This window comes from Paeniglutamicibacter sp. GQ140, from assembly GCF_059759235.1.
The window spans coordinates 82,266-105,061 of record NZ_JCAXDW010000003.1 but is presented as its reverse complement, the minus strand read 5'-3'; the positions used below and the strand labels follow the sequence as shown (position 1 = coordinate 105,061).

Annotated in this window: 23 protein-coding genes; 6 read left to right on the top strand and 17 right to left on the bottom strand. The window is 68.3% G+C overall.

Translation table 11 applies throughout. The annotated features are described in order from the left end of the window. Positions 1 to 42 precede the first annotated feature (42 nt). The gene (locus AC6CHY_RS05335) at positions 43 to 885 is read left to right on the top strand and encodes a phosphotransferase family protein (protein ID WP_498225868.1); all 843 of its coding nucleotides are present in this window, start codon (positions 43 to 45) and stop codon (positions 883 to 885) included. Here AC6CHY_RS05335 and AC6CHY_RS05330 read toward each other — a convergent pair. The 16 genes from AC6CHY_RS05330 to AC6CHY_RS05255 all read right to left on the bottom strand — a co-directional run bounded on the left by AC6CHY_RS05330 (position 882) and on the right by AC6CHY_RS05255 (position 17,927). Next, positions 882 to 1,688 carry a DeoR/GlpR family DNA-binding transcription regulator gene (locus AC6CHY_RS05330; RefSeq protein ID WP_498225866.1) on the bottom strand — a complete coding sequence of 269 codons (807 nt, stop codon included), beginning with the start codon at positions 1,686 to 1,688 and terminating at the stop codon, positions 882 to 884. The two genes, AC6CHY_RS05335 and AC6CHY_RS05330, sit on opposite strands and share 4 nt — an antisense overlap. Positions 1,689 to 1,874: 186 nt before the next feature. Continuing rightward, positions 1,875 to 2,732: a carbohydrate ABC transporter permease gene (locus tag AC6CHY_RS05325; protein ID WP_217389691.1), complete on the bottom strand. Its 858-nt coding sequence runs from the start codon at positions 2,730 to 2,732 to the stop codon at positions 1,875 to 1,877. 7 nt (positions 2,733 to 2,739) lie between these two features. Further along, complete coding sequence (locus tag AC6CHY_RS05320; RefSeq protein ID WP_498225864.1) at positions 2,740 to 3,663, bottom strand: carbohydrate ABC transporter permease; 924 nt, start codon at positions 3,661 to 3,663, stop codon at positions 2,740 to 2,742. Positions 3,664 to 3,770: 107 nt separating this feature from the next. Then, positions 3,771 to 5,033, bottom strand: coding sequence for an extracellular solute-binding protein (locus AC6CHY_RS05315; protein ID WP_217389693.1), 1,263 nt, complete (start codon positions 5,031 to 5,033; stop codon positions 3,771 to 3,773). A 299-nt stretch (positions 5,034 to 5,332) separates the two neighbouring features. Continuing rightward, complete coding sequence (gene arfB, locus AC6CHY_RS05310) at positions 5,333 to 5,755, bottom strand: alternative ribosome rescue aminoacyl-tRNA hydrolase ArfB (RefSeq protein WP_217389694.1); 423 nt, start codon at positions 5,753 to 5,755, stop codon at positions 5,333 to 5,335. Between the two features lie 79 nt (positions 5,756 to 5,834). Next, complete coding sequence (locus tag AC6CHY_RS05305; protein ID WP_217389695.1) at positions 5,835 to 6,677, bottom strand: class II fructose-bisphosphate aldolase; 843 nt, start codon at positions 6,675 to 6,677, stop codon at positions 5,835 to 5,837. A gap of 49 nt (positions 6,678 to 6,726) precedes the next feature. After that, a complete protein-coding gene (locus AC6CHY_RS05300) occupies positions 6,727 to 7,662 on the bottom strand; it encodes a 1-phosphofructokinase family hexose kinase (RefSeq protein WP_498225861.1) in 936 nt (311 codons plus the stop codon). Beyond that, positions 7,659 to 8,588: an ROK family protein gene (locus AC6CHY_RS05295; protein ID WP_498225859.1), complete on the bottom strand. Its 930-nt coding sequence runs from the start codon at positions 8,586 to 8,588 to the stop codon at positions 7,659 to 7,661. The genes AC6CHY_RS05300 and AC6CHY_RS05295 overlap by 4 nt, the downstream gene beginning before the upstream one ends. Positions 8,589 to 8,614: 26 nt before the next feature. After that, a complete protein-coding gene (locus tag AC6CHY_RS05290) occupies positions 8,615 to 9,493 on the bottom strand; it encodes an SIS domain-containing protein (protein WP_498226194.1) in 879 nt (292 codons plus the stop codon). Between the two features lie 297 nt (positions 9,494 to 9,790). Beyond that, the gene (gene tpx / locus AC6CHY_RS05285; protein WP_217389698.1) at positions 9,791 to 10,291 is read right to left on the bottom strand and encodes a thiol peroxidase; all 501 of its coding nucleotides are present in this window, start codon (positions 10,289 to 10,291) and stop codon (positions 9,791 to 9,793) included. 45 nt (positions 10,292 to 10,336) lie between these two features. After that, positions 10,337 to 11,536 (bottom strand): imidazolonepropionase, encoded by a 1,200-nt coding sequence (hutI, locus tag AC6CHY_RS05280; protein WP_498225857.1) that lies wholly within the window; start codon positions 11,534 to 11,536, stop codon positions 10,337 to 10,339. Next, a complete protein-coding gene (locus AC6CHY_RS05275; protein WP_498225856.1) occupies positions 11,533 to 12,792 on the bottom strand; it encodes a formimidoylglutamate deiminase in 1,260 nt (419 codons plus the stop codon). The genes hutI and AC6CHY_RS05275 overlap by 4 nt, the downstream gene beginning before the upstream one ends. After that, the gene (locus AC6CHY_RS05270; RefSeq protein WP_498225855.1) at positions 12,789 to 14,072 is read right to left on the bottom strand and encodes an allantoate amidohydrolase; all 1,284 of its coding nucleotides are present in this window, start codon (positions 14,070 to 14,072) and stop codon (positions 12,789 to 12,791) included. Before AC6CHY_RS05270 ends, AC6CHY_RS05275 begins: the two co-directional genes overlap by 4 nt. Before the next feature lie 5 nt (positions 14,073 to 14,077). After that, a complete protein-coding gene (locus AC6CHY_RS05265) occupies positions 14,078 to 15,421 on the bottom strand; it encodes a YjiH family protein (protein WP_498225854.1) in 1,344 nt (447 codons plus the stop codon). Between the two features lie 34 nt (positions 15,422 to 15,455). After that, a complete protein-coding gene (hutU, locus tag AC6CHY_RS05260) occupies positions 15,456 to 17,135 on the bottom strand; it encodes a urocanate hydratase (protein ID WP_498225852.1) in 1,680 nt (559 codons plus the stop codon). Between the two features lie 105 nt (positions 17,136 to 17,240). After that, a complete protein-coding gene (locus tag AC6CHY_RS05255) occupies positions 17,241 to 17,927 on the bottom strand; it encodes an IclR family transcriptional regulator (RefSeq protein WP_217389704.1) in 687 nt (228 codons plus the stop codon). A gap of 213 nt (positions 17,928 to 18,140) precedes the next feature. On the opposite strand from AC6CHY_RS05255, the gene hutH reads away from it, so the two are divergent. The 4 genes from hutH to AC6CHY_RS05235 all read left to right on the top strand — a co-directional run bounded on the left by hutH (position 18,141) and on the right by AC6CHY_RS05235 (position 21,847). Then, complete coding sequence (hutH, locus tag AC6CHY_RS05250) at positions 18,141 to 19,703, top strand: histidine ammonia-lyase (protein WP_498225850.1); 1,563 nt, start codon at positions 18,141 to 18,143, stop codon at positions 19,701 to 19,703. Continuing rightward, positions 19,703 to 20,353 (top strand): HutD/Ves family protein, encoded by a 651-nt coding sequence (locus AC6CHY_RS05245; RefSeq protein ID WP_498225848.1) that lies wholly within the window; start codon positions 19,703 to 19,705, stop codon positions 20,351 to 20,353. Before hutH ends, AC6CHY_RS05245 begins: the two co-directional genes overlap by 1 nt. Before the next feature lie 174 nt (positions 20,354 to 20,527). Then, on the top strand, positions 20,528 to 21,184 hold the full coding sequence (locus AC6CHY_RS05240) for a LysE family translocator (protein WP_217389706.1): 657 nt from the start codon (positions 20,528 to 20,530) through the stop codon (positions 21,182 to 21,184). Positions 21,185 to 21,241: 57 nt separating this feature from the next. Then, complete coding sequence (locus AC6CHY_RS05235; protein ID WP_498225847.1) at positions 21,242 to 21,847, top strand: HutD/Ves family protein; 606 nt, start codon at positions 21,242 to 21,244, stop codon at positions 21,845 to 21,847. Between the two features lie 32 nt (positions 21,848 to 21,879). Here AC6CHY_RS05235 and AC6CHY_RS05230 read toward each other — a convergent pair whose 3' ends face one another. Beyond that, complete coding sequence (locus AC6CHY_RS05230; RefSeq protein ID WP_217389707.1) at positions 21,880 to 22,146, bottom strand: hypothetical protein; 267 nt, start codon at positions 22,144 to 22,146, stop codon at positions 21,880 to 21,882. A 264-nt stretch (positions 22,147 to 22,410) separates the two neighbouring features. Between AC6CHY_RS05230 and AC6CHY_RS05225 the strand changes: the two genes are divergently transcribed. After that, positions 22,411 to 22,794, top strand: coding sequence for a hypothetical protein (locus AC6CHY_RS05225; protein WP_498225844.1), 384 nt, complete (start codon positions 22,411 to 22,413; stop codon positions 22,792 to 22,794). Positions 22,795 to 22,796: the final 2 nt, after the last annotated feature.

The window sequence follows — 22,796 nt, the reverse complement described above, 5'->3', positions numbered from 1 at the left end:
TCCTGTGTATCCGCACACCCGTTGGCCTGCAAGGATGGAGGGGTGAGACGAGATGCGCTGCCCCGCGAATACGAGTTGGCGAATGCCCTCTTTCCCGGACCGGACTGGAAGTCCGCGCACGTGGACGATGGCGGCCAGTTCCACCTGGTGCTGGTGGCCGAGGGCCAGGCGGTGATGCGCATGGGTCGCACCGCCGAGGCGTCCGCCCGGCTACAGCGGCGCGTGGACCTGATCCAGGCGCTGTCGGGTCTATTCAGTTTCCAGCTGCCCACCGCGCTGGGCCCGGTCTGGCACGGCGATGATTTCTCCGCGGTCATCCAGCGCTACATCCCGGGTGCTGCGCACCCGCCGCACACCGGTGACGCACCACGCCTGCGCTCCGTGCTCGAGGAACTGGCGGCCGTGGACCTGCGGCCGCTTGCCGAACTGCTGGCCGAGCCGTATTCGTTCCGGGGACCGTGGACCGCGCGGAAGATCGACGCCACCCTGTGCGCCTTGCCGCTGGAGTTGGCCGGTGCCGCGCGGCAGGTCCTGGACACCATCCCCGCCTTCGGGGCAGTGGCGCCTTCGCTGGTCCACGGGGACCTCGCGGGGCACAACATGCGCTGGCGCGATGGCGATCTGCTCGGCATCCTGGACTGGGACCTGGCCGCGGCATGGGACCCTGCGCTGAACACCGCATATCTCTGTCTCTGGCACGGCACCGACTTCGCCGAGGCCATTGCCCCGAGCCCCGAGGTGGCCTGGCGCGCCCGAATTTGGCTGGGTGCCATGGCACTGGAGAGCGTCTACGACGCTTCATTGGATCCGGGCCGGGACCTTGGTGCACTGATCGGGAAGATCGGCCCGCGCCTCGTGGCCGCTGCCGCCGCCACCCGCGGCTAGCGCGGCGCGCCCGGCCGTGGGTCGGCAACAATGACGGGAATGCCCGACTCCACCAATTCGCGCTGCTGCTCGGCGGTGATCCCGTCATCGGTGATCAGCGCGCTGAAGGTCGACCTGGCCAGCGTTGCAAAGGCGCTGTGCCCGATCTTCGAGGAGTCGCACACCAGGTAGCTGCGGCGCGCCCGGCGGATCATCAGGTCGTTGATGGAGGCCTCGAACTCGTCCGAGACCGTTGGACCGATGCGCGCCTCCAGCCCGTTGATGCCCACGAAGGCAACGTCCAGGGTGACCTTCTCCAGGGATTGCTCCGCAAAGGGACCGACCAGCTCGTAGGACCGCGGGTTCAGCACTCCCCCGGTGACCATCACCTTCACGTGCGTGCGCACCGCCAGCATCGAGGCGATGTTGACGGCGTTGGTGACCACGGTGAACGTGGTCCGCCCGGAATCGTTGACCAGCTCGCGGCGCATCCCCAGTTGCGTGGCAATGGCGCTGGACGTCGTGCCGCCCGACAGGCCCACCACCATGTCCTGGGTGACCATGGAGGCCGCGAGCACCGCGATGGCGTGCTTCTGCACCGCCGCGTCTTCCTTTTGGTAGCGAACCGGCAGGTCGTAGGCCACGGTGTTGGACACCGCTCCCCCGTGGGTGCGCGAGAGCAGCGAGGAGGCAGCCAACGAGTCCAGGTCCCGGCGTGCGGTGGCGGGCGAGACCTCGAGCCTGCGCACGATGTCCTCGACCTCGATCTTCCCGAAGCGGGAAAGCATCTCGAGGATGGCGTTGAGGCGTTCTTCGCGTTTCACCTTTTCACCCGTCTGTCGTCGTGTGGCCGGTTGGGGGGGATCAACCGACAGTTCTCTGCTGCGGGGGCCGCGTGCTGCTGGGGCCCGGCCCGTTCGCCGGGCCGCCCGTCACCGCATTCGGTTCCGATGTTCCGCGGAAGGCGAGGTCACCAGGGTTTTGGCGAACAGCGCCGCGGGCACGGGATCCTACTTTACAGCTCCGGCGGCAAGGCCGCCGATCAGCCGCTTCTCAATGAGCATGAACAGGACAATCACCGGGATGATGGCCACGATCGAGACGCCGAAGACATATTGCCAGGCGGTGGAATACTGTCCCACGAACCTAGTCAGCGCCACCGACAGCGGCTGGTTCTCCGCGGTGGAGAGGATGACCAGGGAGGCGGCGAATTCGTTCCAGCAGGAGACGAAGGTGAAGATCACCGCGGTGACGATGCCCGGCCAGACCAGCGGCAGGTTGATGCGGAAGAGCACCCGGAGCTTTCCGGCCCCGTCGATCTGGGCGGCCTCGTCGACCTCCTTGGGAACGGAGGCAAAGAACGAATGCATGATCCACACGGCGAAGGCCAGGTTGAAGGCGGCGTTGATCAGGATCATGGCCAGCCAGGTGTCGTAGAGGTTCATGGCGAGCATCTGCTTGAACAGGCCCGCGGTCAGCACCGCCGGCTGCAGCATCTGGGTGACGATCACCAGGAACATGAAGACCATCTTGCCCGGGAACTTGAAGCGCGCGGTGTAGTAGGCGGCCGGGGTGGCCACCAGCAGCACCAGCAAGGTGGCCGAGAGGGAGATGACGATGGTTGAGATGAGGTTGAAGGCCACCGGTGTTTCGGGGGTGTCCCACATGGTCAGGTAGTTCGACCACTGCGCCCCTTCCCGCGGCATGTAGCTTGGCGGGATGGCAAGGATTTCGGCCTGGGTCTTGAGCGACCCAAAGAACATGATCCCGTAGGGAATCAGGAACGCGACGGCAACCAGCAGGCCCACGACCATGCGCCAGATGACGGTTCGGCGGGACGCACGGTCCTCGGTGATCAGGATCGACATGGGATTCCTAGACCTCCCTCATGGGCTTGACCGTCTTGACGTAGATCGCGACAATCACCAGCACGATCGCGAAGTTCACCACCGAGAGCGCCGAGGAGATGTCCAGCCGGCGGTCGAATTGCAGCACCTTGAAGATGTAGGTCATCAGCGTGTCCGCGCTGTAGCCGGGAATGGAACCGGTGATGATCTTCAGGATCGGCAGGTTGTTGAAAACGTTGATGATGTTGATCAGCACGGCAACCGCCAGCGCCCCGCGCAGCTGCGGCAGGATCACGAAAATGTAGATCCCCCAGCGATTCGCCCCGTCCATGCGGGCGGCCTCCAACGTCTCGTTGGGGATCGCCTGCAGGCCGGCCAGGAGCGTGTAGGTGGTGAACGGAATCGACACGAAGATCGCAACCACGATGGCCACCGCCATGGCCGGGACGGCGTTCTTGGTGAACCCGTAGCCCTCGTCCAGGACGCCGATGTCGGTGAGGAACTTGTTGAAGATCCCGTAGTTGGGATCCGCCGCGTAGTAGAACACGGTGGTGGTCATGACCACCGACGCCGCCCACGGGACAATGACTGCCATGCGCACCAGGGTCCGCCCGGGGAAGGGCTTGTTCAGGAACTGCGCCAGCGCCAGCGAAATCACCACGGTGATTGCCACCACGACCACCACCCAGACCACGGTGTTCAGCAGGATGCGCGGCAGCGCCGGGTCGGCGAAGACCTTGGAGAAGTTCGCGAATCCCACGCCCTCGAGGTCGGTGCCGACCTGCGAGATCTTCCGGGTGGAGTTGTAGATCATGTATCCGGCCGGGAACACCACGATGGCCAGGATCAGCAGGAGGGCCGGCCCGATCCAGGGCAGCGCCGAGAGGAACGACCCGCCTTCCCTGGCGGAGGTGCGCGCGGATCTGCGCTTCGGGGCGGTTGCGACGCTCATGGCGGGGGTCTCCTGCGTTACGGGGACGGAAATTGGTTGGCCTCAACCGCGGACGGGGCTCCCATGGTGGAGGTGAGCCCCGTCCGTCTCGGCCGGGAGCGGTGCAGCTAGCTGGCCGCGTCGGCCTTGGCCTGGATTTCCTTCAGGACCTCCGCAGCGCTCTTGCCCGTGTCGATCTGCCCCATCAACGACTTGAACGCGCCATCGGTGGCGTTCCATGCCGGGTTGGTGGTCGGGTAGAACACCGCATTGGGCAACATGTCCAGGAACGGCTTGAGCGTCTCGTCGCCCGCCAGCTTCTCGGAGCCGGACTTGGTGGTCGGCAGGAAGCCCTCGGTGGACACCCAATCGGTGTAGACGTCGGCGGCGAAGAAGTAGTCCATGAACTTCTTGACGGCCGCGGTCTTGGACCCGTCGTTCTTGAACGACATCAGGCGGTCGGCGACGCCGAGGGTTGCCGGGGCACCGGACTTGGTGGCCACCGGCGCGATGCCGTACTCAAGGTCGGGGTTCTCCTTCTCGATCTGGCCAACGGTCTGCGGCAGCCCATAGGCGAAACCCAGCTTGCCCTGGACGAAGGTGTTGAGCATCGGGGTGCGCTGGGTGGCCCCCGGGTTCTTTTGCGTGGCCCCGTCCTTGATCATCTTCTGCATGTACTCGGTGGCCTCGACGTTGGCCGGGGTGTCCACGGCAATGCTGGCGGTGTCGCCGAAGTTGCCGCCGTTGCCGGCGAACCAGATCATCGATTCGCCCTGCGCTTCTTCGCTGCCCAGCGGCATGCCGTAGCCGTCGGCCTTGGTCTTCTCGCTCACGGCCATGGCTGCGTCGTGGAGTTCGTCCCAGGTCTTGGGGACCGCGGAGATCCCGGCCTCCTCCATCAGCGTCTTGTTGTAGAACAGGGCGCGGGCCGAGGCAATCAGCGGCAGGCCGTACTGAGTTCCTTCGAGCTTTTCGTTGTCGGCAAACGAGGGCTGGAAGTCGGCCACGGTCGCCTCGGAGGCGATGTCGGTGGCCGGGGCCAGCAGTCCCTCGGCGGCGAATTCGGCGAAGGCGCCGCCGTTGTAGATGTCGGGTGCCTTGTTGCCCTGGACCTTCGTCTTCAGCACGCTTTCCAGGTTTTCCCAGGACTGGATCTCAAGGTTGATCTTCACGTCCGAGTTGGCAGCCTCGAAGTCCTTGATCACGCCCTCCCACAGGGCCTTGGTTCCGGTGGAATAGCTGGGAACCAGCATGTCCAGGGTGGTGACGCTGCCGGGGGCGCCGGACTCGCCGCCGTCGGTGGTGCCCCCGCCGAATCCGCAAGAGGTCAGCAGCAGCGCGGCGGCCGCAGCGCCGGCAATGAATGTTCCTCGGAGAGTGCGCTTTTTCATCGGTCCTCGTTCCAGGTGGTCGATGTGATCGTTTGTCACTTCACAACGACAAGAGTGATGTTATGTGCTTTATTTGCAATTAGAACGATCAATAAAGCACACCTTCCCTCGATTATGCTGTGACCACGGACACGCCGTCAAGTGGTCGGGAGTCCAATCCCGGGAAATTTCCACGTTGGCCGGGAAGGTGCGGGTAAAGCCTTGTCACCCGGGGATTTTTGGGCGCATGCCCGAGCGCGAAACAGGGTATGGGGTGCCGTGGCGGGAAGACTGCGGGACGGGGTACTCGAAAGCGCGAACTACTCGGCGGAGGGGCGCTGCCGCTGCCTTTTCGTTTCCGAACGCCGGCTCTTTGCGGCGAGGCGCCGTTTCTTCGAACCCCTGGTCGGTTTTGTTGCGCGCCGGCTCGCGGGCTCCGGGGCGAGGCCGGCGGCCACCAGCTCGGCGAGCTTGCGCAGGGCGGTTTCGCGATTCCGAAGTTGGGAACGCTGCTCCGAGGCGGTCACCGTGATCACCCCTGAAACGAGGCGACGCCCGAGGCGGGTGAGCAACATCGTGCGCTGGTCCTCGGTGAGCGCCAGCGATTCGGCGATGTTCCAGAAGAGTTCTACCCGGCTGTCCGACGTGTTGACGTGCTGGCCCCCGGGCCCGGAGGAGCGCGAGAACCGCCAGCCCAATTCCGCCGCGGGAATCGTGAGCTCGGGCGACACCAACAGATCCATGCATTAAGTGTTGCACGATGCGGCCCGGGGCCCGGGCCGCCGGGAGCGGCGGCACCCGTTGCATCACCGGGACGGATTCCTAGGGGCGCCGCCCGGCGAAAAGGCGCAGCAGGCGCGCGGTTTCGGCGGCCATGGCCTCCCGGCCGCGTGCCAGGTACTTGCGCGAATCGACCACCTCGGGGTTTTCCTCGAGGTACTGGCGAATGGCACGGGTGAAGAAGCCGTTCAGGTGCGTGGAGACATTGATCTTGGTCATGCCCGCCTCGATGGCAGCCACGATGTTCTCGTCGCTGACCCCCGAGGATCCGTGAAGCACCAGCGGAACATCCAGTGCGGCGCGGATCCGTCCGATCAGCTCGATATCCAGCGCCGCGGATCGATCGAGCATGGCGTGGGAGGAACCCACCGCCACGGCCAGGGCGTCCACGCCGGTGGCACCCACGAAAGACGCCGCCTCCACGGGATCCGTGCGCACACCCGGTGCGTGGGCGCCGTCCTTGCCGCCGACCTTGCCCAGCTCCGCCTCGACGTAGACCCCGGCGGCGTGAGCGTACTCGGCCACGCGCCTGGTGGCGGCGACGTTGTCGTCGTACTCCAGGTGTGCCCCGTCAAACATGATCGAGCCGAAGCCCAGGTCCACCGCCGCGCGGGCGAGATCTTCCGATTCCGCGTGGTCCAGGTGCACGGCCACGGGAACCGCCGCGTTTCGGGCGGCGGCGAGGGTTGCCAGGGACACCGGCTCCAGGCCCCCGTGGTAGGCGACGCAATTTTCGGAGATCTGCAGGATCACCGGGGTTTGCGCCAGCTCGGCGCCCCGGATCAGCGCCTCGGCGCTTTCCAGGTGGATGACGTTGAAGGCACCCTGGCCGATGTTGGCGCTACGGGCGGCGTTCATGATTTCTGCGGTATTGACCAGGGGCACCGTGGATGCGTCCTTTCAAGTGGAATGGAGGGGCGTGCCGCAGGTGCGGCTAGCGCTCCGTGGAGGAATCAAGGATGAGTGCCCGGGCCAGGTCCGGGTGCGAGGGATGCAGCTCCCCCGCCGTCGGCATCAGCACCGCGGAGGCGGCCCAGGCCGCCGCCCGGGGAAGGATCACCGAGTCGTGGTCCTCGCGCCGGTGCAGGCCCACCGCGACGGCGGCGACCACCGAGTCCCCGGCGCCGGTGGGATTGCCCGACAGGGGCTCGGGCAGGCGGGCGGATGCCCATTTCCCGGGGGTTGCGGCGGCAAAGTGGAAGAGGCCCGCCTCTCCGGCGCTCGCATAGACATGCCCGGCCCCGGCAGCCAAGAGCATCGCGGCACCCGCCGCCAGCGAATCGGTGCCGGTGGTCTCGGCCAGCTCGTGGTGGTTGGGCTTGAGCACCGTGGCCCCGGCGCGGGCAGCGGCCAGCAATGCGGGGCCGGAGGTGTCGATGATGCTGGGGATGCCGCGGCGTGCCGCTTCCCGCACGCACCACGGATAGAAATCCTCGTCCGCCCCCTGGGGCAATGACCCGGAGGCCACCAGGACCGTTGCCCCGCGGTCCAGCTGCGCGAGGATCCGCGCGCGGACGGCGTCCCATTCGTGCGTGCCCAGCGCCCCTCCGCGTTCGTTGAATACCGTGGTGCGACCCGTTGCGTGCTCGACCACGGCGAAACTTCGCCGGGTCTCGGCCGCGACGGGGATCAGTGCGTGCCCGACCCCGGCGGATTCCAGTTCCCGGGTGAACACCCGCCCGTTGGCCCCGCCCACCGGAGCCAGCGCAATGACCTCGCAGCCCTGGGAGTGGGCCACCCGGGCCACGTTCAGTCCCTTGCCGCCGGCCCGGCGCATCGGGGCATCGACGCGGTTGGTCCCGCCCACGTCCATGACCTCGAGGCCGTAGGTCTCATCGACGGCGGGGTTCGGTGTGATCGTCAGGATCATGGCTTCGCGCCAAGCGCCTCGGCGGCTTTCAGGAAGGCGCCGCGCAGGCCCGCATCCTCGCCGAGCTGGGCCGGGACGATGAGCGGTTCCCGATGGTAGGAGAGCCTGCTGCGGACCGAGTGGCGCAGCGGTTCCAGCAGCGCCTCCCCGGCCTGGGCCAGCCCGCCGCCGATGATGACAGCCTCGGGGGCGATGGAGGCGCTGAGCTGGGCGATGGAAAAGGCGATGGCCTGCACGGCCTCGTCCCAGATCCTTGCCGCCGTAGGGTCCCCGGCGGCCATGGCCTCGAGCACCTCGCGGGCGCCGCGCACCTGGGTGCCGGTCGCCTGCGCGTAGCGCCTGGCGATGGCACCGGCCGATCCGAGGGTTTCCAGGCAGCCGTGGGCGCCGCAGGGGCAATCGAGCCCGCCCGGCACCGCCGCGTGGCCGAGTTCGCCAGCATATCCGCCGGCCGAGACCGGGCGCCCGTCGACGAAAAGCGCTGCGGCAACGCCGGTCCCGATGACCAGCATAACCGCGTTGCGGACCTTGCTTCCCAGCGCGGCACCTGCCCCGAATTCGAGTTCCGCGGCGCCGGCCATCGCCACGTCGTGGCCGAAGCCGACCGGAAGGCCGAAGGCCCGGGCAGCCATGTCGCGAAGGGGGGCATCGCGCCACCCGAGGTTTGCGGAGAACAGCCCGCGCCCGCGCTGCTCGTCGACGAGCCCGCACACCAGCAGCCCGACTGCCGCGGGGCGGAGAGAGGGCGCCTCCGCCATCACGTCGCTCCCCAGCCCGTGGAGCTGCTCGATCAGCGTTTCCGCGGGATGCGCGGTGCCGCGCCGGGTGGGGACCCGGCGGATGCCCAGCAGGTTTCCCACGTCGTCGCAGAGCGCAGCCTTGATGTCGGTGCCTCCGACATCGAAGAGCAGGTATGGAGGGTTCATGGTGTCAGGGACTCCCGGTCGCTTGCCTAGGCCTCGTCGGAGAGGATGACCGAGCGCGTCAGGTTGCGCGGCGCATCCGGGTTCATGCCCCGGGTACGGGCGCGGTCCAGCGTGACGCGGTGGATGCGGGCCAGCTCGGCCAGCGGGTGCACGTCGTTGTTGATGTACAGGGCGCCGGTGCGCACCATGTCCCCGGCCAGGCCCTCGGGCTCCTCGCCGAGCATCCAGGTGACGCGGTTTGGTGCGGCGATGGCGATGGGGCCGTGGCGGTAGTCCATGGCGGGGTAGGACTCGGTCCAGCCCTGCACGGCCTCGCGCATCTTCAGCGCAGCCTCGTGGGCCAGACCGACGCTCCAGCCGCGGCCCAGGAAGGTGAATTGCTCGGCGTCGATCAGTTCCGCCGGGGTCTGGGCCGTGACGGCAACCCTGGCCTCGGCCACGGCGTCGGTGAGGTCGACCCCGGCACTGGTGAGCAGGTAGGCCAGTGCGGTGGTGGCAAAGCGGGTCTGCACCACCGATTCCTCATCCGCGTACGGCAGCTGGACCACGGCATCGACCTTGGACACGATCGGGGAGGTGATGTCGCCGATGACCGCGACGGTCGGGATGGATCCGTCAAGCTCCGCCAGCAGTTCCAGGACCTCGGAGGTGGTGCCCGAGCGGGTGATGGCCACCAGCACGTCGTAGTCGCGGGTGGCGATGAAGGCCTCGGAGGCGGCGAACGCATCGGTGACGCCCTTGCCGGCGGATTCGCGGGCGGCGGCGTAGGCCTGGGCCATGAACCAGGAGGTGCCGCAGCCCACGACGGCCACGCGCTTGCCGTCGGCCGGCAGCAGGCTCTCGGCCTTGGACTGGGCGATTGCACGTTCCCACATCTCGGGCTGCGAGGTGAGTTCGGCGTCCATGTGGTGGCCAAGCTGGCTGGTGTCGCTCAAGACAGTCTCCTTCTGTGACCCGGTGCCCGTGAAGGTGCCCGGGAATGGCAAGCTCTTCCCTACTATGATTGCTTATGATCGTTTGACTTGTCTACCGATCACAAAAAGTCTTAAGCGGCGGGGCTCGTTTCACATCCCGTCACGCTTGGAATCCGCGCCACCGGCCCCGGGATGTCCGCGCCAGGCAACGAGCCGGAAAACGAAAAAGGGGCCGGCGCCGGACCCAAGAAAATCCTGGATCCGGCGCCGGCCCCCTCGGCCTAGGCGTTAGTTGGACAGTGCCGCGATGGCTGCGTCGTAGTTCGGCTCGGTCGTGATCTCCGGGACGACCTCGGTGTGCAGGACGGCGCCGTTCTCGTCCAGGACGACGATCGCGCGGGCCAGCAGGCCCTGCATCGGGCCGTCGCCCAGGGTGAGGCCGAATTCGGCGCCGAAGTCGGAGCGGAAGGTCGAGGTCGGAACGACGTTTTCGATGCCCTCGGCACCGCAGAAACGGCCCAGCGCGAACGGCAGGTCGGCCGAGGCGCAGACGACGGCGGTGTTCTCGAGTCCCGAGGCCAGCTCGTTGAAGCGGCGGACCGAGGAAGCGCAGACGCCGGTGTCGATGGACGGGAAGATGTTCAGCACGACGCGCTTGCCGCGCAGCTCGGTGCTGGTGACATCGCCGAGGTCGGCGCCGGTGAGCGTGAAGTCAGGAGCGGTTTCGCCAACGGCGGGCAGCTCGCCAATGATCTGGACGGGGGAACCTTTGAGTGCAGTAATAGCCATGCTCCTTGTTTATCACGAAGGTGCCCTCCCTCACGAAGCGGTTCGCTAGAGGCGTCCCGCCGCCAGCACCCCCGCACGGAACACCGGACCGGTCAGGTTCATGCCCGGCCGGTAGGCCAGGTGCGCCACCGAGGGGGCGTTGAGCAGCTGGATGTCCGCCCGTTTTCCGACCTCCAGGGACCCCACGGCTTCCTGCACGCCCAGCGCGAGCGCTCCCCCGTAGGTGGCCGCGACAATGGCCTCCTCGATGCTCAGGTGCATCTGCAATACTGCCGTGGCCACGCAAAACGCCATGGATGAGGTGTAGGAGGTCCCAGGGTTGCAATTCGAGGCCAGGGCGATTTGCACCCCGGCGTCCAGCAGTTCCCGGCCAGGTGCCAGGGGCTGGCGGGTTGAAAGGTCGCAGGCCGGCAGGCAGGTCGCCACCGTCCCAGCAACGCCCGTTCGCCTGGCCGCATCCCAGTCCTTCCAGGAACCGGCGAGCGCCGTCACATCCGCTTCATCTAGGTAGTTCACGTGGTCGACGCTGGCGGCACCGAACTCCACGGCCAGTTGCACCCCGGGACCGGGGCCCAGCTGGTTGCCGTGGACGCGCAGCCCCAGGCCGGCATCCCGCGCCGCGGTGAGGACCTGGCGGGACTGCGCCTCGTTGAAGGCCCCGCGCTCGCAGAAGACGTCGGCAAACTGCACGTAGGGGGCCACGCGTTCGAGCATTTCCCCGCAGACCAGGTCCGTGTACTCCTGGGCGTCCATGCCCGCGGGCACCAGGTGGGCCCCGAGGAACGTCACCTTATCCACGACCGTCGAGGCGATGCGGGCATGCCGCGCTTCCTCTTCCACGCCCAATCCGTATCCGGTCTTGGTCTCCAGATAGGTGGTTCCCCCTGCCAGCGCCTCGGCGGCACGCCCCATGACCAGGCGGGTGAGGTCGTAGTCGCTGGCCGCCCGCGTCGCCGCGGTGGTGACGGCGATGCCGCCGGCCGCATAGTCCTGCCCGGCCATGCGCGCCACGAACTCGGCGCTGCGGTCCCCGGCGAAGACCAGGTGGCTGTGTGAATCCACCCAGCCCGGCAGCGCCGCGCGGTGGCCGGCGTCGACGGTCTTCCCGGCCCGCGGGGCCTCGGTCGCAGGCCCGATCCAGGCGATCTTGTCGCCGTCAATGAGGATTGCCGCGTCCTTGACGACACGGAGCTCGGCATCGGCCGTGAAGGCCTCGGACAGATTGGTGATCAGCGTGGTGCTCATGAAAACTCCGGGTTCTCGGTGAAGAAGGCGGTGTACAGCTTGGCCGGGTCGCCCAGCCGGGTGTGGATGCCGTCGCGGGCGACCAGCTGCCCGTTGATATGGACCTCGGCGATGTCGGCCGCCGTGGCGGTGAGCGGGAGCTGGCCGGAGCGTGAGCCGGCGGTGCGCACCGAATCGGTGCGCACCAGCAGGAAGTCGTCGTTGTCCCCCAGCCCCAGGGAGCGCAGCCCGCCCTCGCGGGCTGCGGCGGAGAGCTCCGTGGGCGAGAACCGTCCGCGCTTGCCGCTGCGCAGGCGCTCGGCATGTTCAAGGGCGCGCTGCTCGAGGTAGGGATCGAGCACCGCGTGCTGGTCGCTGCCCAGGCAAATGTGGGCGCCGGCGTCGGCAAGTTCCCGGGCGGGCCCGATCCCGTCGCCGAGGTCGGCCTCGGTGGTGGGGCACATGACGATGCCGGCCTTCCCGCGGCCCAGTGCCGCGATGTCGGATCCGCTCAGGTGCGTGGCGTGCACCGCCGATAGCCGCGGGCCGAGCAGGCCGGCCTCCTGGAGCAGCCCCGTGGGGCTGGTTCCGTAGGCGTTGTGGCAGGCGTCGTTTTCCGCTGGCTGCTCGGAGAGGTGCACGTGCAGGGGCAGCGCGGGATCCAGCCGTGCGGCGATCGCCGCCAGGTCCGCGGGGGCCACCGCGCGCACCGAGTGCACCGCGGCGCCGAGGCTGAGCAGTCCTGCCCCGGCATCCAGTTCCGCCAGTGCGGTGCCCAGTTGCCCGTGGCGCCGAAGCCAGCCCTCCACGGTGCCGTCGCTGAAGCGGGCCTGGGTTTCATCGAGTTCCAGCACCGACCCGTCCGCGGCCAGCCCGCCCCGGAGGTAGCAGGTGTCCAGCAGCACCAGGCGGATGCCCGCCGCCAGGGCCGCCCGGCCCAGGGCCAGTTCCATGGCGTGCGGCTCCTCGTCAGAACCCCGGGCCCCATAGGGTGTCCCGTCGATCCGGTGGTGCAGGTAGTGGAACTCCCCCACGGCGCTGTACCCGGCGGCCACCATCTCCGCGAAGACCGCGGTGGCAAGCTGCTGGTATGCCGCGGGGCCCAGTGTCTGGGCCGCGGCGTACATGTGCTCGCGCCAGGTCCAGAAGTCCCCGGCTCCGCCGTCTGCGCCCTCGTGGGTGCGCCCGCGCAGGATCCGGTGGAAGGCATGGGAGTGGGCGTTCACCGGCGCCGGCACCCGCACCGTCTGCGGCGACGCGGTCCCCTGCGGGCTCACAGCAGGTCCTCCAGCACGTCGGCGAGCGCCGCGACACCCGCGGCGGCGTCGTCGTGCTCCACGTATTCCTCCGGCGAGTGGCTGATGCCCGAGGGGTTGCGCACGTAGATCATGCCGGAGGGAACCTCCGCTGCCAGCACGCCGGCGTCGTGTCCGGCACCGGTGGGCAGCAGGGGCGCGTTGGGGATGAGCCGGTGCACCGATTTTTCCAGCGCCCGGGTCAGGGCCGGGTCGAAGTTCACGGTTCCGGAGAGGGATTCCTCGGTGAGCACCACGGTGCATCCCTCGAAGGCGGCGATCCTTTGGGCCTGGCCGTGGATCTTCTCCACCAGCATCGCGGTGACCGCATCGTCGGGGTGGCGCACATCGAGCCAGAGGTCCACCCGCGAGGCAATCACGTTGGTCCCGCCGGGGACCGGTTCGAGCCTGCCCACGGTGGCCCGGGCGTCGGCCTGGGCGCGGGCGACCTCGCGGACCTTCACCACCAGCGCCGCGGCGGCGACCATGGGATCCGCCCTGTCCACCATGAGCGTGGTGCCGGCGTGGTTGCCCTGCCCGGCAAAGCTCAGCCGCCAGCGTCCGTGGCCCAGGATGGAGTTGCCGATCGCCACGGCCGGCCCGCGGCCGGCGGCGTCGGTGTGTTCCTCGGTGTTCAGTCCGCGGCCCTGCTCCACGTGCAGCTCGATGAAGTCGCCGATGCCGGCCAGCGCCGCCTCGTCCCTGCCCATGCGTGCGGGGTCAAGGCCGTTGGCCGCCGCCACGTCGGCGAAGGTGTTTCCCGCCGCATCGCGCAGGTTCAGCGCCCTGGCCGGGTCGATGGCGCCGGTGAGCAGCCGCGAGCCCAGGCAGGCAACCCCGAAGCGCGAGCCCTCCTCCTCCGGGAAGACCGCCAGGGCCAGTGCCCTGTTGCGTTGCAGCGAGCCGGAGGCCTCGCGCGCCGCCAGCACGTCGAAGGCCGCCAGCGCGCTGGCCACGCCCAGCGGGCCGTCGAAGGCGCCGCCCCCGGGCACCGAGTCCAGGTGGGATCCGGTGACCAGGGCGCCGCGGCGCGATGCCGCATCCCTGGCGGAACCGGGCGTATCCCACCAGGCCCAGATGATGCCGTTGGCATCGGTGGAGACCTCGAGGCCGCGGGCCCCGGCCTCCGCGGTGAACCACTCGCGCAGGGTGATCTCCGCGTCCGAGTACACGGGGCGCGAGTAGCCCCCGCGCGTGGCGTCGCGTCCGGTGTCGGCAATGGCCGCAAGCAGCGAGTTGACGGTGTTGGTAGGCAAGTTCATGATTCCTATCTGCCGACCATGAGGTAGGCAACGGGGCTGGCGATGAGCAGGGTCAGGGCGACGCGCTGGGCCCAGATGACGACCAGGTGCCAGACCTTCAACGGTATCCGGGTTGCCAGGATGCACGGCACCACGGCGGAGAAGAAGATGATCGCCGAGACGCAGACGACCGCGATGACCAGCCGCAGGTGCTCGGAGGGGTGTCCGGCTACCACGGTGGCCGGCAGGAACATCTCGGCGATGCCCACGGCGGAGGCCTTGGCTGCCAGCACCGGGTCGGGCAGTCCCACGGCCCAGGTGATCGGCACGAAGATGTAGCCCAGCCAGTCGAAGATCGGGGTGAAGCGGGCCAGCAGCAGCCCGATCAGCCCGACCGAGAGGATCGAGGGCAGGATCGCCATGGCCATGAGCAGCCCGTCGCGGAAGTTCATCCAGATGTTGCGCCCCAGCGAGGGGGCGGACTCGAGCATCCCCATGGCCTCGTTCCACGCGGTGGCCAGCCGGCGGGTGGTGACCTTCTCCTCCGGGGAGGCGACGGCGTGCGGGTAGTAGTCGTCCTTGATGCGGCTGAGCGGGGGAAGCCGCACGCAGATGGCGGTGACCAGGAAGGTGACGCCGAAGGAGAGGAAGAAGTAGGGCAGCCACAGGTGCATGATGTCCAGCGTCTTGGCCACGATCACCATGAAGGTGACCGAGACGGTGGAGAAGCCCGTGGCGATGATCGCCGACTCCCGGGCGGTGTAGCGCCCGGACTGGTACATCCGGTCGGTGATCAGCAGGCCCAGCGAGTAGCTGCCCACGAAGGAGGCGACGGCGTCGACGGCCGAGCGGCCCGGGGTGCGCCAGATCGGGCGCATCACGCGCTGGACCAGCACGCCGACGAACTCCATCAGCCCGTAGCCCACCAGCAGCGCCAGGAAGATGGCCCCGACCGGAACGATCATGCCCACGGGGATCACGAGCTTGTCGAAGAGGAAGGGTCCCAGGTCCGGTTCGAAGAGCAGCGCCGGGCCCGCGTTGAACACCAGCATCGTGCCGGTGGCCAGGCCGATGATGTTCAGGAACGCGAACACCTTCTTGATGCCCGACTCGCGCCACCGCCCGGAGGCGAACGGGTAGATCGTCCCGGCAAGGATGAGCCCCAGGGCCACGAAGCGCACCGCGTCGCCGAGCCCCGCGATGATCCAGCCGACCAGGTGGTCCAGCGGGATCGTCTCCTTCCCGCCGATGGTGATCGGGATGAAGAACATGAAGACGCCAATGAGGCTGTAGACGAAGAATCGCCACTTGCCCCGCGGCTGCGCGGAGGTGCGTTGGACATCGAGCTCGGTGTTGTTCGTTCCAGACATGGGAGTTGTCCTTTTTCGAGTGGGAGGGGGAATTCTATTGGGCCATCGGGATGCGCACGCCGCGCTCCTGGGCGACCTCGATGGCGCGTTCGTAGCCGGCATCCACGTGGCGGATCACGCCCATGCCCGGGTCGTTGGTCAGCAGCGCCTCCAGCTTGGCCGCGGCCAGCTCGGAGCCGTCGGCGACGGAGACCTGTCCGGCGTGGATGGAGCGGCCGATGCCGACCCCGCCGCCGTGGTGGATGGAGACCCAGGTGGCACCGGAGCTGGTGGCGGTCAGGGCGTTGAGCAGGGGCCAGTCGGCGATGGCGTCCGAGCCGTCCTTCATGGATTCGGTTTCGCGGTACGGGGATGCCACGGAGCCGGAGTCAAGGTGGTCACGGCCGATCACGATCGGCGCGGAGACCTTGCCCTCGGCGACCAGCTTGTTGAACAGCACGCCGGCCTTGGCGCGGTCGCCGTAGCCCAGCCAGCAGATGCGCGCCGGCAGGCCCTCGAATTCGACGTGTTCGGCGGCGGCATCCAGCCAGCGGTGCAGGTGCCCGTTTTCCGGGAAGAGCTCCTTGAGCGCCTCGTCGGTGACGCGGATGTCCTCCGGGTCCCCGGAGAGCGCCACCCAGCGGAACGGGCCAAGGCCCTCGCAGAAGAGCGGACGGATGTAGGCCGGGACGAAGCCCGGGAACTCGAACGCCCGGTCGTAGCCGCCCTGGCGGGCCTCGTCGCGGATGGAGTTGCCGTAGTCGAAGACCTCGGCGCCGATGTCCTGGAAGCCGACCATCGCCTCCACGTGGCGGGCCATGGACACCTGGGCCTTCTTGGTGAAGCCCTCCGGATCGGACTTGGCCTCGGAGTCCCACTGTTCCAGGGTGTATTCCACCGGCAGGTAGGAAAGCGGGTCGTGCGCGGAGGTCTGGTCGGTGACGATGTCGAAGGCGACCTCGCCGGCCTTCTGGCGGCGCAGCAGCTCGGGGAAGACCTCGGCGGCGTTGCCGACGTAGCCCACCGAGAGCCCCCGGCCCTCGTTCTTCGCGGCGGTGACCTTGGCCAGGGCGGTGTCCAGGTCCAGCTCGACCTCGTCGAGGTAGCGCTTGGACGCCCGGCGGCGCAGGCGCTCCTCGGACACGTCGACAATCAGGCAGGCGCCGCCGTTGAGGGTGACCGCCAACGGCTGGGCCCCGCCCATGCCGCCGCATCCGCCGGTCAGGGTCAGGGTGTTGGCCAGCGTGCCGCCGAAGCGCTTGGCGCCAATGGCGGCGAAGGTCTCATAGGTTCCCTGCAGGATGCCCTGGGTGCCGATGTAGATCCAGGACCCGGCGGTCATCTGCCCGTACATCATCAGGCCCTCGGCCTCCAGCTTGCGGAACTCGGGCCAGGTGGCCCAGTCCCCCACCAGGTTGGAGTTGGCGATCAGCACCCGCGGGGCCCACTTGTTGGTGCGGAAGACGCCGACCGGCTTGCCGGACTGGATCAGCAGCGTTTCGTCCTCTTCCAGGTCCGTCAGCGTCTTGATGATCGCGTCGTAGGCCTCCCAGGAACGGGCCGCACGTCCGGTGCCGCCGTAGACGACCAGGTCCTCGGGGCGCTCGGCGACCTCCGGGTCGAGGTTGTTCATCAGCATGCGCAGCGGGGCCTCGGTGGCCCAGGACTTGGCGGTCAGCTTGGTGCCGCGCGGGGCGCGGATGACGCGGGACGGATCGTGCTGGGTGAAGCTCATCGGATGGTTCTCCTTGTCGGTGGTTCTTGATCTGGTGGTGCCCGTTCGGGCGGTGCAACGTGGGTTGTCGTGGGGAATCGAGGCGCGGCCGGCGCGGGCGCCGGGCTAGCTGCCGACGGCCAGGCCCAGCAGCGCCCGGGCCTCGGCGGCGACCAGTTGGCCGATGCGCTCGACCTCTGCCGGGTTCATCCGGTAGCTGGGGGCAACGACGGATATCGCGGCCACGGGTCCGCCGTCGTCCGCGGCTCCGGTTGCCCCGAGCTGCCGCAAGGGGGCGGCGATGGCCGTGACGTCGACCTCGACGCCCTTGTCGGAGACCACGTAACCGGCGTCCGGGGTCTTTCCGGCGAACACGACTCCCAGGCTGGATCCCTCCAGGGGGACGCTGCGACCCACCCAGGAGGCGTGGCGCACCGAGTGGGTTCCCTCGGCGATGGCCAGGTACACGGCGTGGTCGCTGCCCGTGCCCTGGTGTCCGCGCACCGAAAGGTAGGCGGATTCGCCTGTCGCGTCGACCAGTCGCTGCAGGGCCGGTGCGGCCAGGTGGATCAGCGACTCGTGGCTCAGGGCCTGGGCGCCGAGCTGCACCAGGCGCAGGCCGGGCCGGTATTCCCCGTCCGCGTCCTTGCGCACAAAGCCGCTGTTTTCCAGGGTGCGCAGCAGCCGCAGGGCCGTGGAGGCCGAGAGTTCCGTCTCGCGGGAGACTTCTGCCAACGACACCGCCCCTGCATCGCAGACGGCGCCGAGCAATTGCAGGGCTCGTTCCACGGTTCGGGTTGCCGGTTCTGCCACGGTATTCCTCCATCTGGGTGTTTCGGTCTCCGGAACGCCTGCCTTTGGGTGCCGCTTGGCGCCCTGGGACAAAATTCAAACCCCTGGGGGCTTGCCCCGGAGCCACGTGATGCGTTTCACTTATTGAAACGCTAATTTCATCCCTTGGCAAGTGTTTGCGAGATCCGGCTCACACGACACCACGGAAAACCCACCTGTCAGAAGGAAGAACCCATGAATGCCAGCATCACCATCTCGACCGGCGCGTTGAAGCCACAGGACGTCGTCGCAGTGGCACGCCACGGTGCGCAGGTGGAACTGGGCGCCGACGCACTTGCCGCCATCGAGTCCTCGCGCGCCGTGATCGACGCACTGGTCAGCGACACCGTCCCGCACTACGGAGTGTCCACCGGCTTCGGGGCACTGGCCACCAAGCAGATTCCGATCGAACTGCGCGCCCAGCTGCAGCGCTCGCTGATCCGTTCGCACGCGGCTTCCTCCGGCGCCGAGGTGCCGCGCGAGGTGGTCCGCGCGCTGATGCTCAACCGCATTTCAACCCTGGCCACCGGCCGCACCGGAGTCCGCCCGATCGTGGCAACCACCTACGCCGCGATCCTCAACGCGGGAATCACCCCGGTCATCGGCGAGTACGGCTCCCTGGGCTGTTCCGGGGACCTGGCCCCGTTGTCCCACGCCGCCCTGGCGTTGATGGGCGAGGGCCCGGTCCGCGACGCCGCGGGCACCGCGATGGACGCCTCCGAGGCACTGGCCGCCGCGGGCATCGCCCCGGTGGTCCTGGCCGAAAAGGAGGGGCTCGCACTGGTCAACGGCACCGACGGGATGCTCGGCATGCTGCTCCTGGCCGCGGCCGACCTCCATGCGCTGGTCAGCATCGCCGACCTCTCGGCAGCCATGAGCATCGAGGGGCTGCTGGGCACCGATGCCGTCTTCGCGCAGGACCTGCACGCCCTGCGCCCGCACCCGGGCCAGCGCGACTCGGCCGCCAACATGCGCGGCGTCCTGGCCGGCTCGCCCCTAATCGAGGAGCAAAAGTCCGGCGCCCACAAGTTCACCCGGGTCCAGGACGCCTATTCGCTGCGCTGCGCCCCGCAGGTGCACGGCGCGGTGCGCGCGACCCTGGCGCACGCCGAATCCGTGGCCGCCCTCGAGTTGGCCTCGGCCATCGACAACCCGGTGGTCACCCTCGACGGCCGGGTCGAATCCAACGGCAACTTCCACGGCGCCCCCGTCGGCTACGTGCTGGACTTCCTGGCCATCGCCGTGGCCGACCTCGCTTCCATCTCCGAACGCCGCACCGACAGGTTCCTGGACAAGGCACGCAACCACGGACTGAACGCGTTCCTGGCCGACGACCCCGGGGTGGACTCGGGCCACATGATCGCCCAGTACACCGCGGCCGGCATCGTCTCCGAGCTCAAGCGCCTGGCCGTCCCGGCGTCGGTGGACTCGATCCCGTCCTCCGCCATGCAGGAGGACCACGTGTCGATGGGCTGGCACGCGGGACTGAAGCTGCGCAAGGGAATCGACGGGCTCGCGCGCGTACTGGCCATCGAGCTGCTCACCAGCGCCCGCGCCCTGGACATGCGCGACGGCGGCCTGGACTCCTCCAAGTCCTCCCCGGTCATCACCGCGGTGCGCCGGCAGATCCGCACCCGCGTCGAGGGCCCGGGAACCGACAGGTTCCTCTCCCCCGAGATCGAGGCCGTATTCCAGATGGTGGCGGACGGCTCGCTGCTGGATGCCGCCAACTCGGTGCTCGAAGCCCGGCTGGCATAATGTCCATTTCCCCCTCCGCCCCCGACCGGAAGACGGGCACCGAGCAGAAGCAGGACCTGTCCCCCGGGACCGTCATCGCCTACTCGGGGATTCGGCCCGCCCCGTGGCGCAATGGCGGCGGGGTGACCCGGCAGATCGCTTCGGGTCGGCTGGACCGCTCCGGAAACCCGGAGGCAACCACCGGAGAGGACTGGGACTGGCGGCTGAGCATTGCAGATGTCCAGACCCCCGGGGACTTCTCCGCCTTTGCCGGGATGTGGCGGATCCTGACCGTCATCGAGGGCGTGGGCATGGTGCTGCGCATTGACGGGACCGAGCGGCGGCTGGAACGATACGGCCCGCTTGGTTTCGACGGCGGGGCCGCCACGAGTGCAACGCTGCCCGAGGGGCCGATCAGGGACTTCAACCTGATCGCCCGCACCGGAACGGTGAGCGGGCATGTTCGAATCGTGGAACTGTCACCGGGGCACCCGCTGCAACTGACCGGCGGCCGGCTCGGCGTCCTTCTCCAGGGCACGGCCGCGCTGCAGGTGGGCGGGCAACACGTCCAGGACCTGGAGCGTTACGACACGATCGTTGGCGGCGGGGAATCGACGCCTGCCATCACCGGCGGCGGCTTCGTGGCCGTGGTTTCGCTTGAGCGTGGGTAGGTGAATTCGGCGCAGGCATCGTCGGTTGATCGCATGCCCGGGTCGGGGGCGTCGTGTCCGCTAACAGGCGCCGTCGCCGCAGCGGGCTTGCGCGGGCCGTCCCCGACCGAAGCCGCTGCTTGACCGCCACGTCAAATTGGCGTGCCCGGGCAGCTGCCCCAGATAATGGTTTCCATGCCGTCTTCGTCCCTCCTTGGCTTCGCCGGGGTTGCCCTTGTCGTGGTGCTGGCCCCCGGGCCCGACACCTTCCTGCTGCTGCGCTACGCCCTGAATCGTCCGCGCAACGGGGTCGCAGCGGCACTTGGCATGATGGTCTCAATCATGGGCTGGGCGGCCCTGGCCGGCCTGGGTGTTGCAGCGCTCCTGCAGACGTACCCGGCCATCCACCAGGGCATCGCGATCGTCGGCGGGGCCTACCTGCTCTACCTTGGCCTCGGATCGCTGATCAAGGCGCGCTTCCTTGCCGGCGCGTCAGCCGCGACGGCGCGCACCACGACCAGGAAAGTGGCCGCGGCGGAAACCGAATTCACGTTGGTGCAGTCGGCGAGGGCAGGTGCCCTTTCTGCCGCACTGAACCCGAAGCTGGGGCTGCTGTTCCTGGCGTTGATGCCCCCGTTCATCCCTGCCGGATCGAACATGCTGGGTTCGGCGTTGATCCTGGGAGCAATCTTCGCGGCCATGGGCTTCGCATACCTGATGGTGCTGACCGCGATCGCAGCCCGGGCCATGGCATGGTTCAAGAGCCCGACGGTAGGCATCTGGCTCGAACGGGTCTCCTCCGGGGCACTGGCCATCATGGGCATCGTCGTGCTGCTCGGGGCGTTCACCTAGCAGCACCGACCGCCGCCCGGACCCGATACGACAGGGCGGCCCACTAGACTTCTTTTCATGACGACGACTAACCGGATGCTGGCAGCCGGAACCATCTTGCACCTGGCCGACTCCACCAAGCGGAAATGGGCCCACGGGGAAGTCAGGGAAATCGCCGCCGGAAAGCTGGGACCCGATGCGACCCTGTTGCCCGCCGAAGGCAACGCGTGGGATTGGCGCCTGAGCGTGGCCTCCATCGAAGCGGCCGGGGAATTCACGCGCTACGACGGCTTTGACCGGACGCTGACGGTGATCGCCGGCGAGCTTCTCGAACTCACCATCGACGGTGCGGCCCATGCGGTGGAGGCCCTGCGCCCGTTGAGGTTCTCCGGCGACAGCGCCGTCGCCGCCGCCCTGCCCACAGGAGACGTGCTTGCGCTGAACCTGATCACGCGCACCGGTGCCGTGCGCGGCAACGTGCGCATCGTGGAACTCTCCAAAAAGCGCGAACAGCACCTCTTCGGAGCCCAATTCGGCGTGATGCTGCAGGGCAAGGCCACCATGCTGCGCGGGGAATCGGAAGAAACACTTGGGCTGCGCGACACCGTGATCGGCGGGGAGGAAGACTCCCCGCGCATCAGCGGCCGCGGCTTCATGGCCGTGGTGTCCCTCGACCTGCCGTAGCGGCTTGGGCCGAGGGCTGTTGGAGTCCTCGGCTACTGGTTCAGGCCGGGCTTGACCGGCACGAACCCCACCGCGTTCTTGCGGTGGATGGCCTTGGCCGGAGTGCGCTTGAAGCCCTTCGCATCCATCTTGTTCTGCAGCCGGAATTCGGCCAGGGCCGCGTCATAGATTTCGTTCATCCGGCTCCCGGTGACTTCTTCCTGCGTCCCGTCGGTGAACGCGATGGAGATGGCGAGCTTCGCGGGGAAGTGCCGGCTCATCCGGACGTTGCCGTCGGTGTCCTGCTGGAGATTGATCATGTATTGCCTATCTTTCGTGAACGGGTATCCCCCAGTCTCCACTACGCACGGCTGGGTTCATTACCCGCCGCCGCGGGCGGTGCCCACGCTTTCGCCACACTCCTGATGGTTGCGGCCCGGCCGGGAGACGGACGACACGTGCCCGGCAGCCCAGCCAACCGACCTCGAAGCACCCCCCGCTCCCCCCGAATCCGCCGGACCGCGTCGGTACGCACCCGATAGACTTGACGTTTCATCGCCGACACGGGACGGGTACGGGCACCCATGGACTACAACGACTACGAGCTTGTCGCCTTCTGGGTGCTTTGCCTCGGAGCAGCGGTGCCGCTGGTGGCGATCGGCGTCTTCGTGCATCTGCGCCGCGGTGCCAGGGCCCTGGACTGGTACATGTTCCTGGGATGCATCGGATCGATCGCCTATGGGTGCTTCGCGGGCCTGGTCGTGGACGCCGTGTTTCCGCCGCCCTACGTTCCGGGACTCTCCGAGGGCCGGGGGCTTGACCTTCGAGGCGTGGCCCTGGTCATCGGGTCATGGATCGGCGGGATCCTCGGTGTCGTCGCCACCGTGGCCACGTTCCTGGTTTCCAAGTTGGTTCACTGGCGCCGGCAACGGAAAACCGCCATGCCGCATGACGTGGACATCCGCTGACG

Excerpts from the sequence above, each read along its gene's own strand:
- hutH (WP_498225850.1), top strand. The coding sequence starts at position 18,141 with ATGAATGCCAGCATCACCATCTCGACCGGCGCGTTGAAGCCACAGGAC.
- AC6CHY_RS05295 (WP_498225859.1), bottom strand. The coding sequence starts at position 8,588 with ATGAACCCTCCATACCTGCTCTTCGATGTCGGAGGCACCGACATCAAG.
- AC6CHY_RS05235 (WP_498225847.1), top strand. The coding sequence starts at position 21,242 with ATGACGACGACTAACCGGATGCTGGCAGCCGGAACCATCTTGCACCTG.
- AC6CHY_RS05300 (WP_498225861.1), bottom strand. The coding sequence starts at position 7,662 with ATGATCCTGACGATCACACCGAACCCCGCCGTCGATGAGACCTACGGC.
- hutI (WP_498225857.1), bottom strand. The coding sequence starts at position 11,536 with ATGAGCACCACGCTGATCACCAATCTGTCCGAGGCCTTCACGGCCGAT.
- hutU (WP_498225852.1), bottom strand. The coding sequence starts at position 17,135 with ATGAGCTTCACCCAGCACGATCCGTCCCGCGTCATCCGCGCCCCGCGC.
- AC6CHY_RS05225 (WP_498225844.1), top strand. The coding sequence starts at position 22,411 with ATGGACTACAACGACTACGAGCTTGTCGCCTTCTGGGTGCTTTGCCTC.
- AC6CHY_RS05320 (WP_498225864.1), bottom strand. The coding sequence starts at position 3,663 with ATGAGCGTCGCAACCGCCCCGAAGCGCAGATCCGCGCGCACCTCCGCC.
- AC6CHY_RS05315 (WP_217389693.1), bottom strand. The coding sequence starts at position 5,033 with ATGAAAAAGCGCACTCTCCGAGGAACATTCATTGCCGGCGCTGCGGCC.
- tpx (WP_217389698.1), bottom strand. The coding sequence starts at position 10,291 with ATGGCTATTACTGCACTCAAAGGTTCCCCCGTCCAGATCATTGGCGAG.
- AC6CHY_RS05290 (WP_498226194.1), bottom strand. The coding sequence starts at position 9,493 with ATGGACGCCGAACTCACCTCGCAGCCCGAGATGTGGGAACGTGCAATC.
- arfB (WP_217389694.1), bottom strand. The coding sequence starts at position 5,755 with ATGGATCTGTTGGTGTCGCCCGAGCTCACGATTCCCGCGGCGGAATTG.
- AC6CHY_RS05230 (WP_217389707.1), bottom strand. The coding sequence starts at position 22,146 with ATGATCAATCTCCAGCAGGACACCGACGGCAACGTCCGGATGAGCCGG.
- AC6CHY_RS05245 (WP_498225848.1), top strand. The coding sequence starts at position 19,703 with ATGTCCATTTCCCCCTCCGCCCCCGACCGGAAGACGGGCACCGAGCAG.
- AC6CHY_RS05265 (WP_498225854.1), bottom strand. The coding sequence starts at position 15,421 with ATGTCTGGAACGAACAACACCGAGCTCGATGTCCAACGCACCTCCGCG.
- AC6CHY_RS05325 (WP_217389691.1), bottom strand. The coding sequence starts at position 2,732 with ATGTCGATCCTGATCACCGAGGACCGTGCGTCCCGCCGAACCGTCATC.
- AC6CHY_RS05240 (WP_217389706.1), top strand. The coding sequence starts at position 20,528 with ATGCCGTCTTCGTCCCTCCTTGGCTTCGCCGGGGTTGCCCTTGTCGTG.
- AC6CHY_RS05270 (WP_498225855.1), bottom strand. The coding sequence starts at position 14,072 with ATGAACTTGCCTACCAACACCGTCAACTCGCTGCTTGCGGCCATTGCC.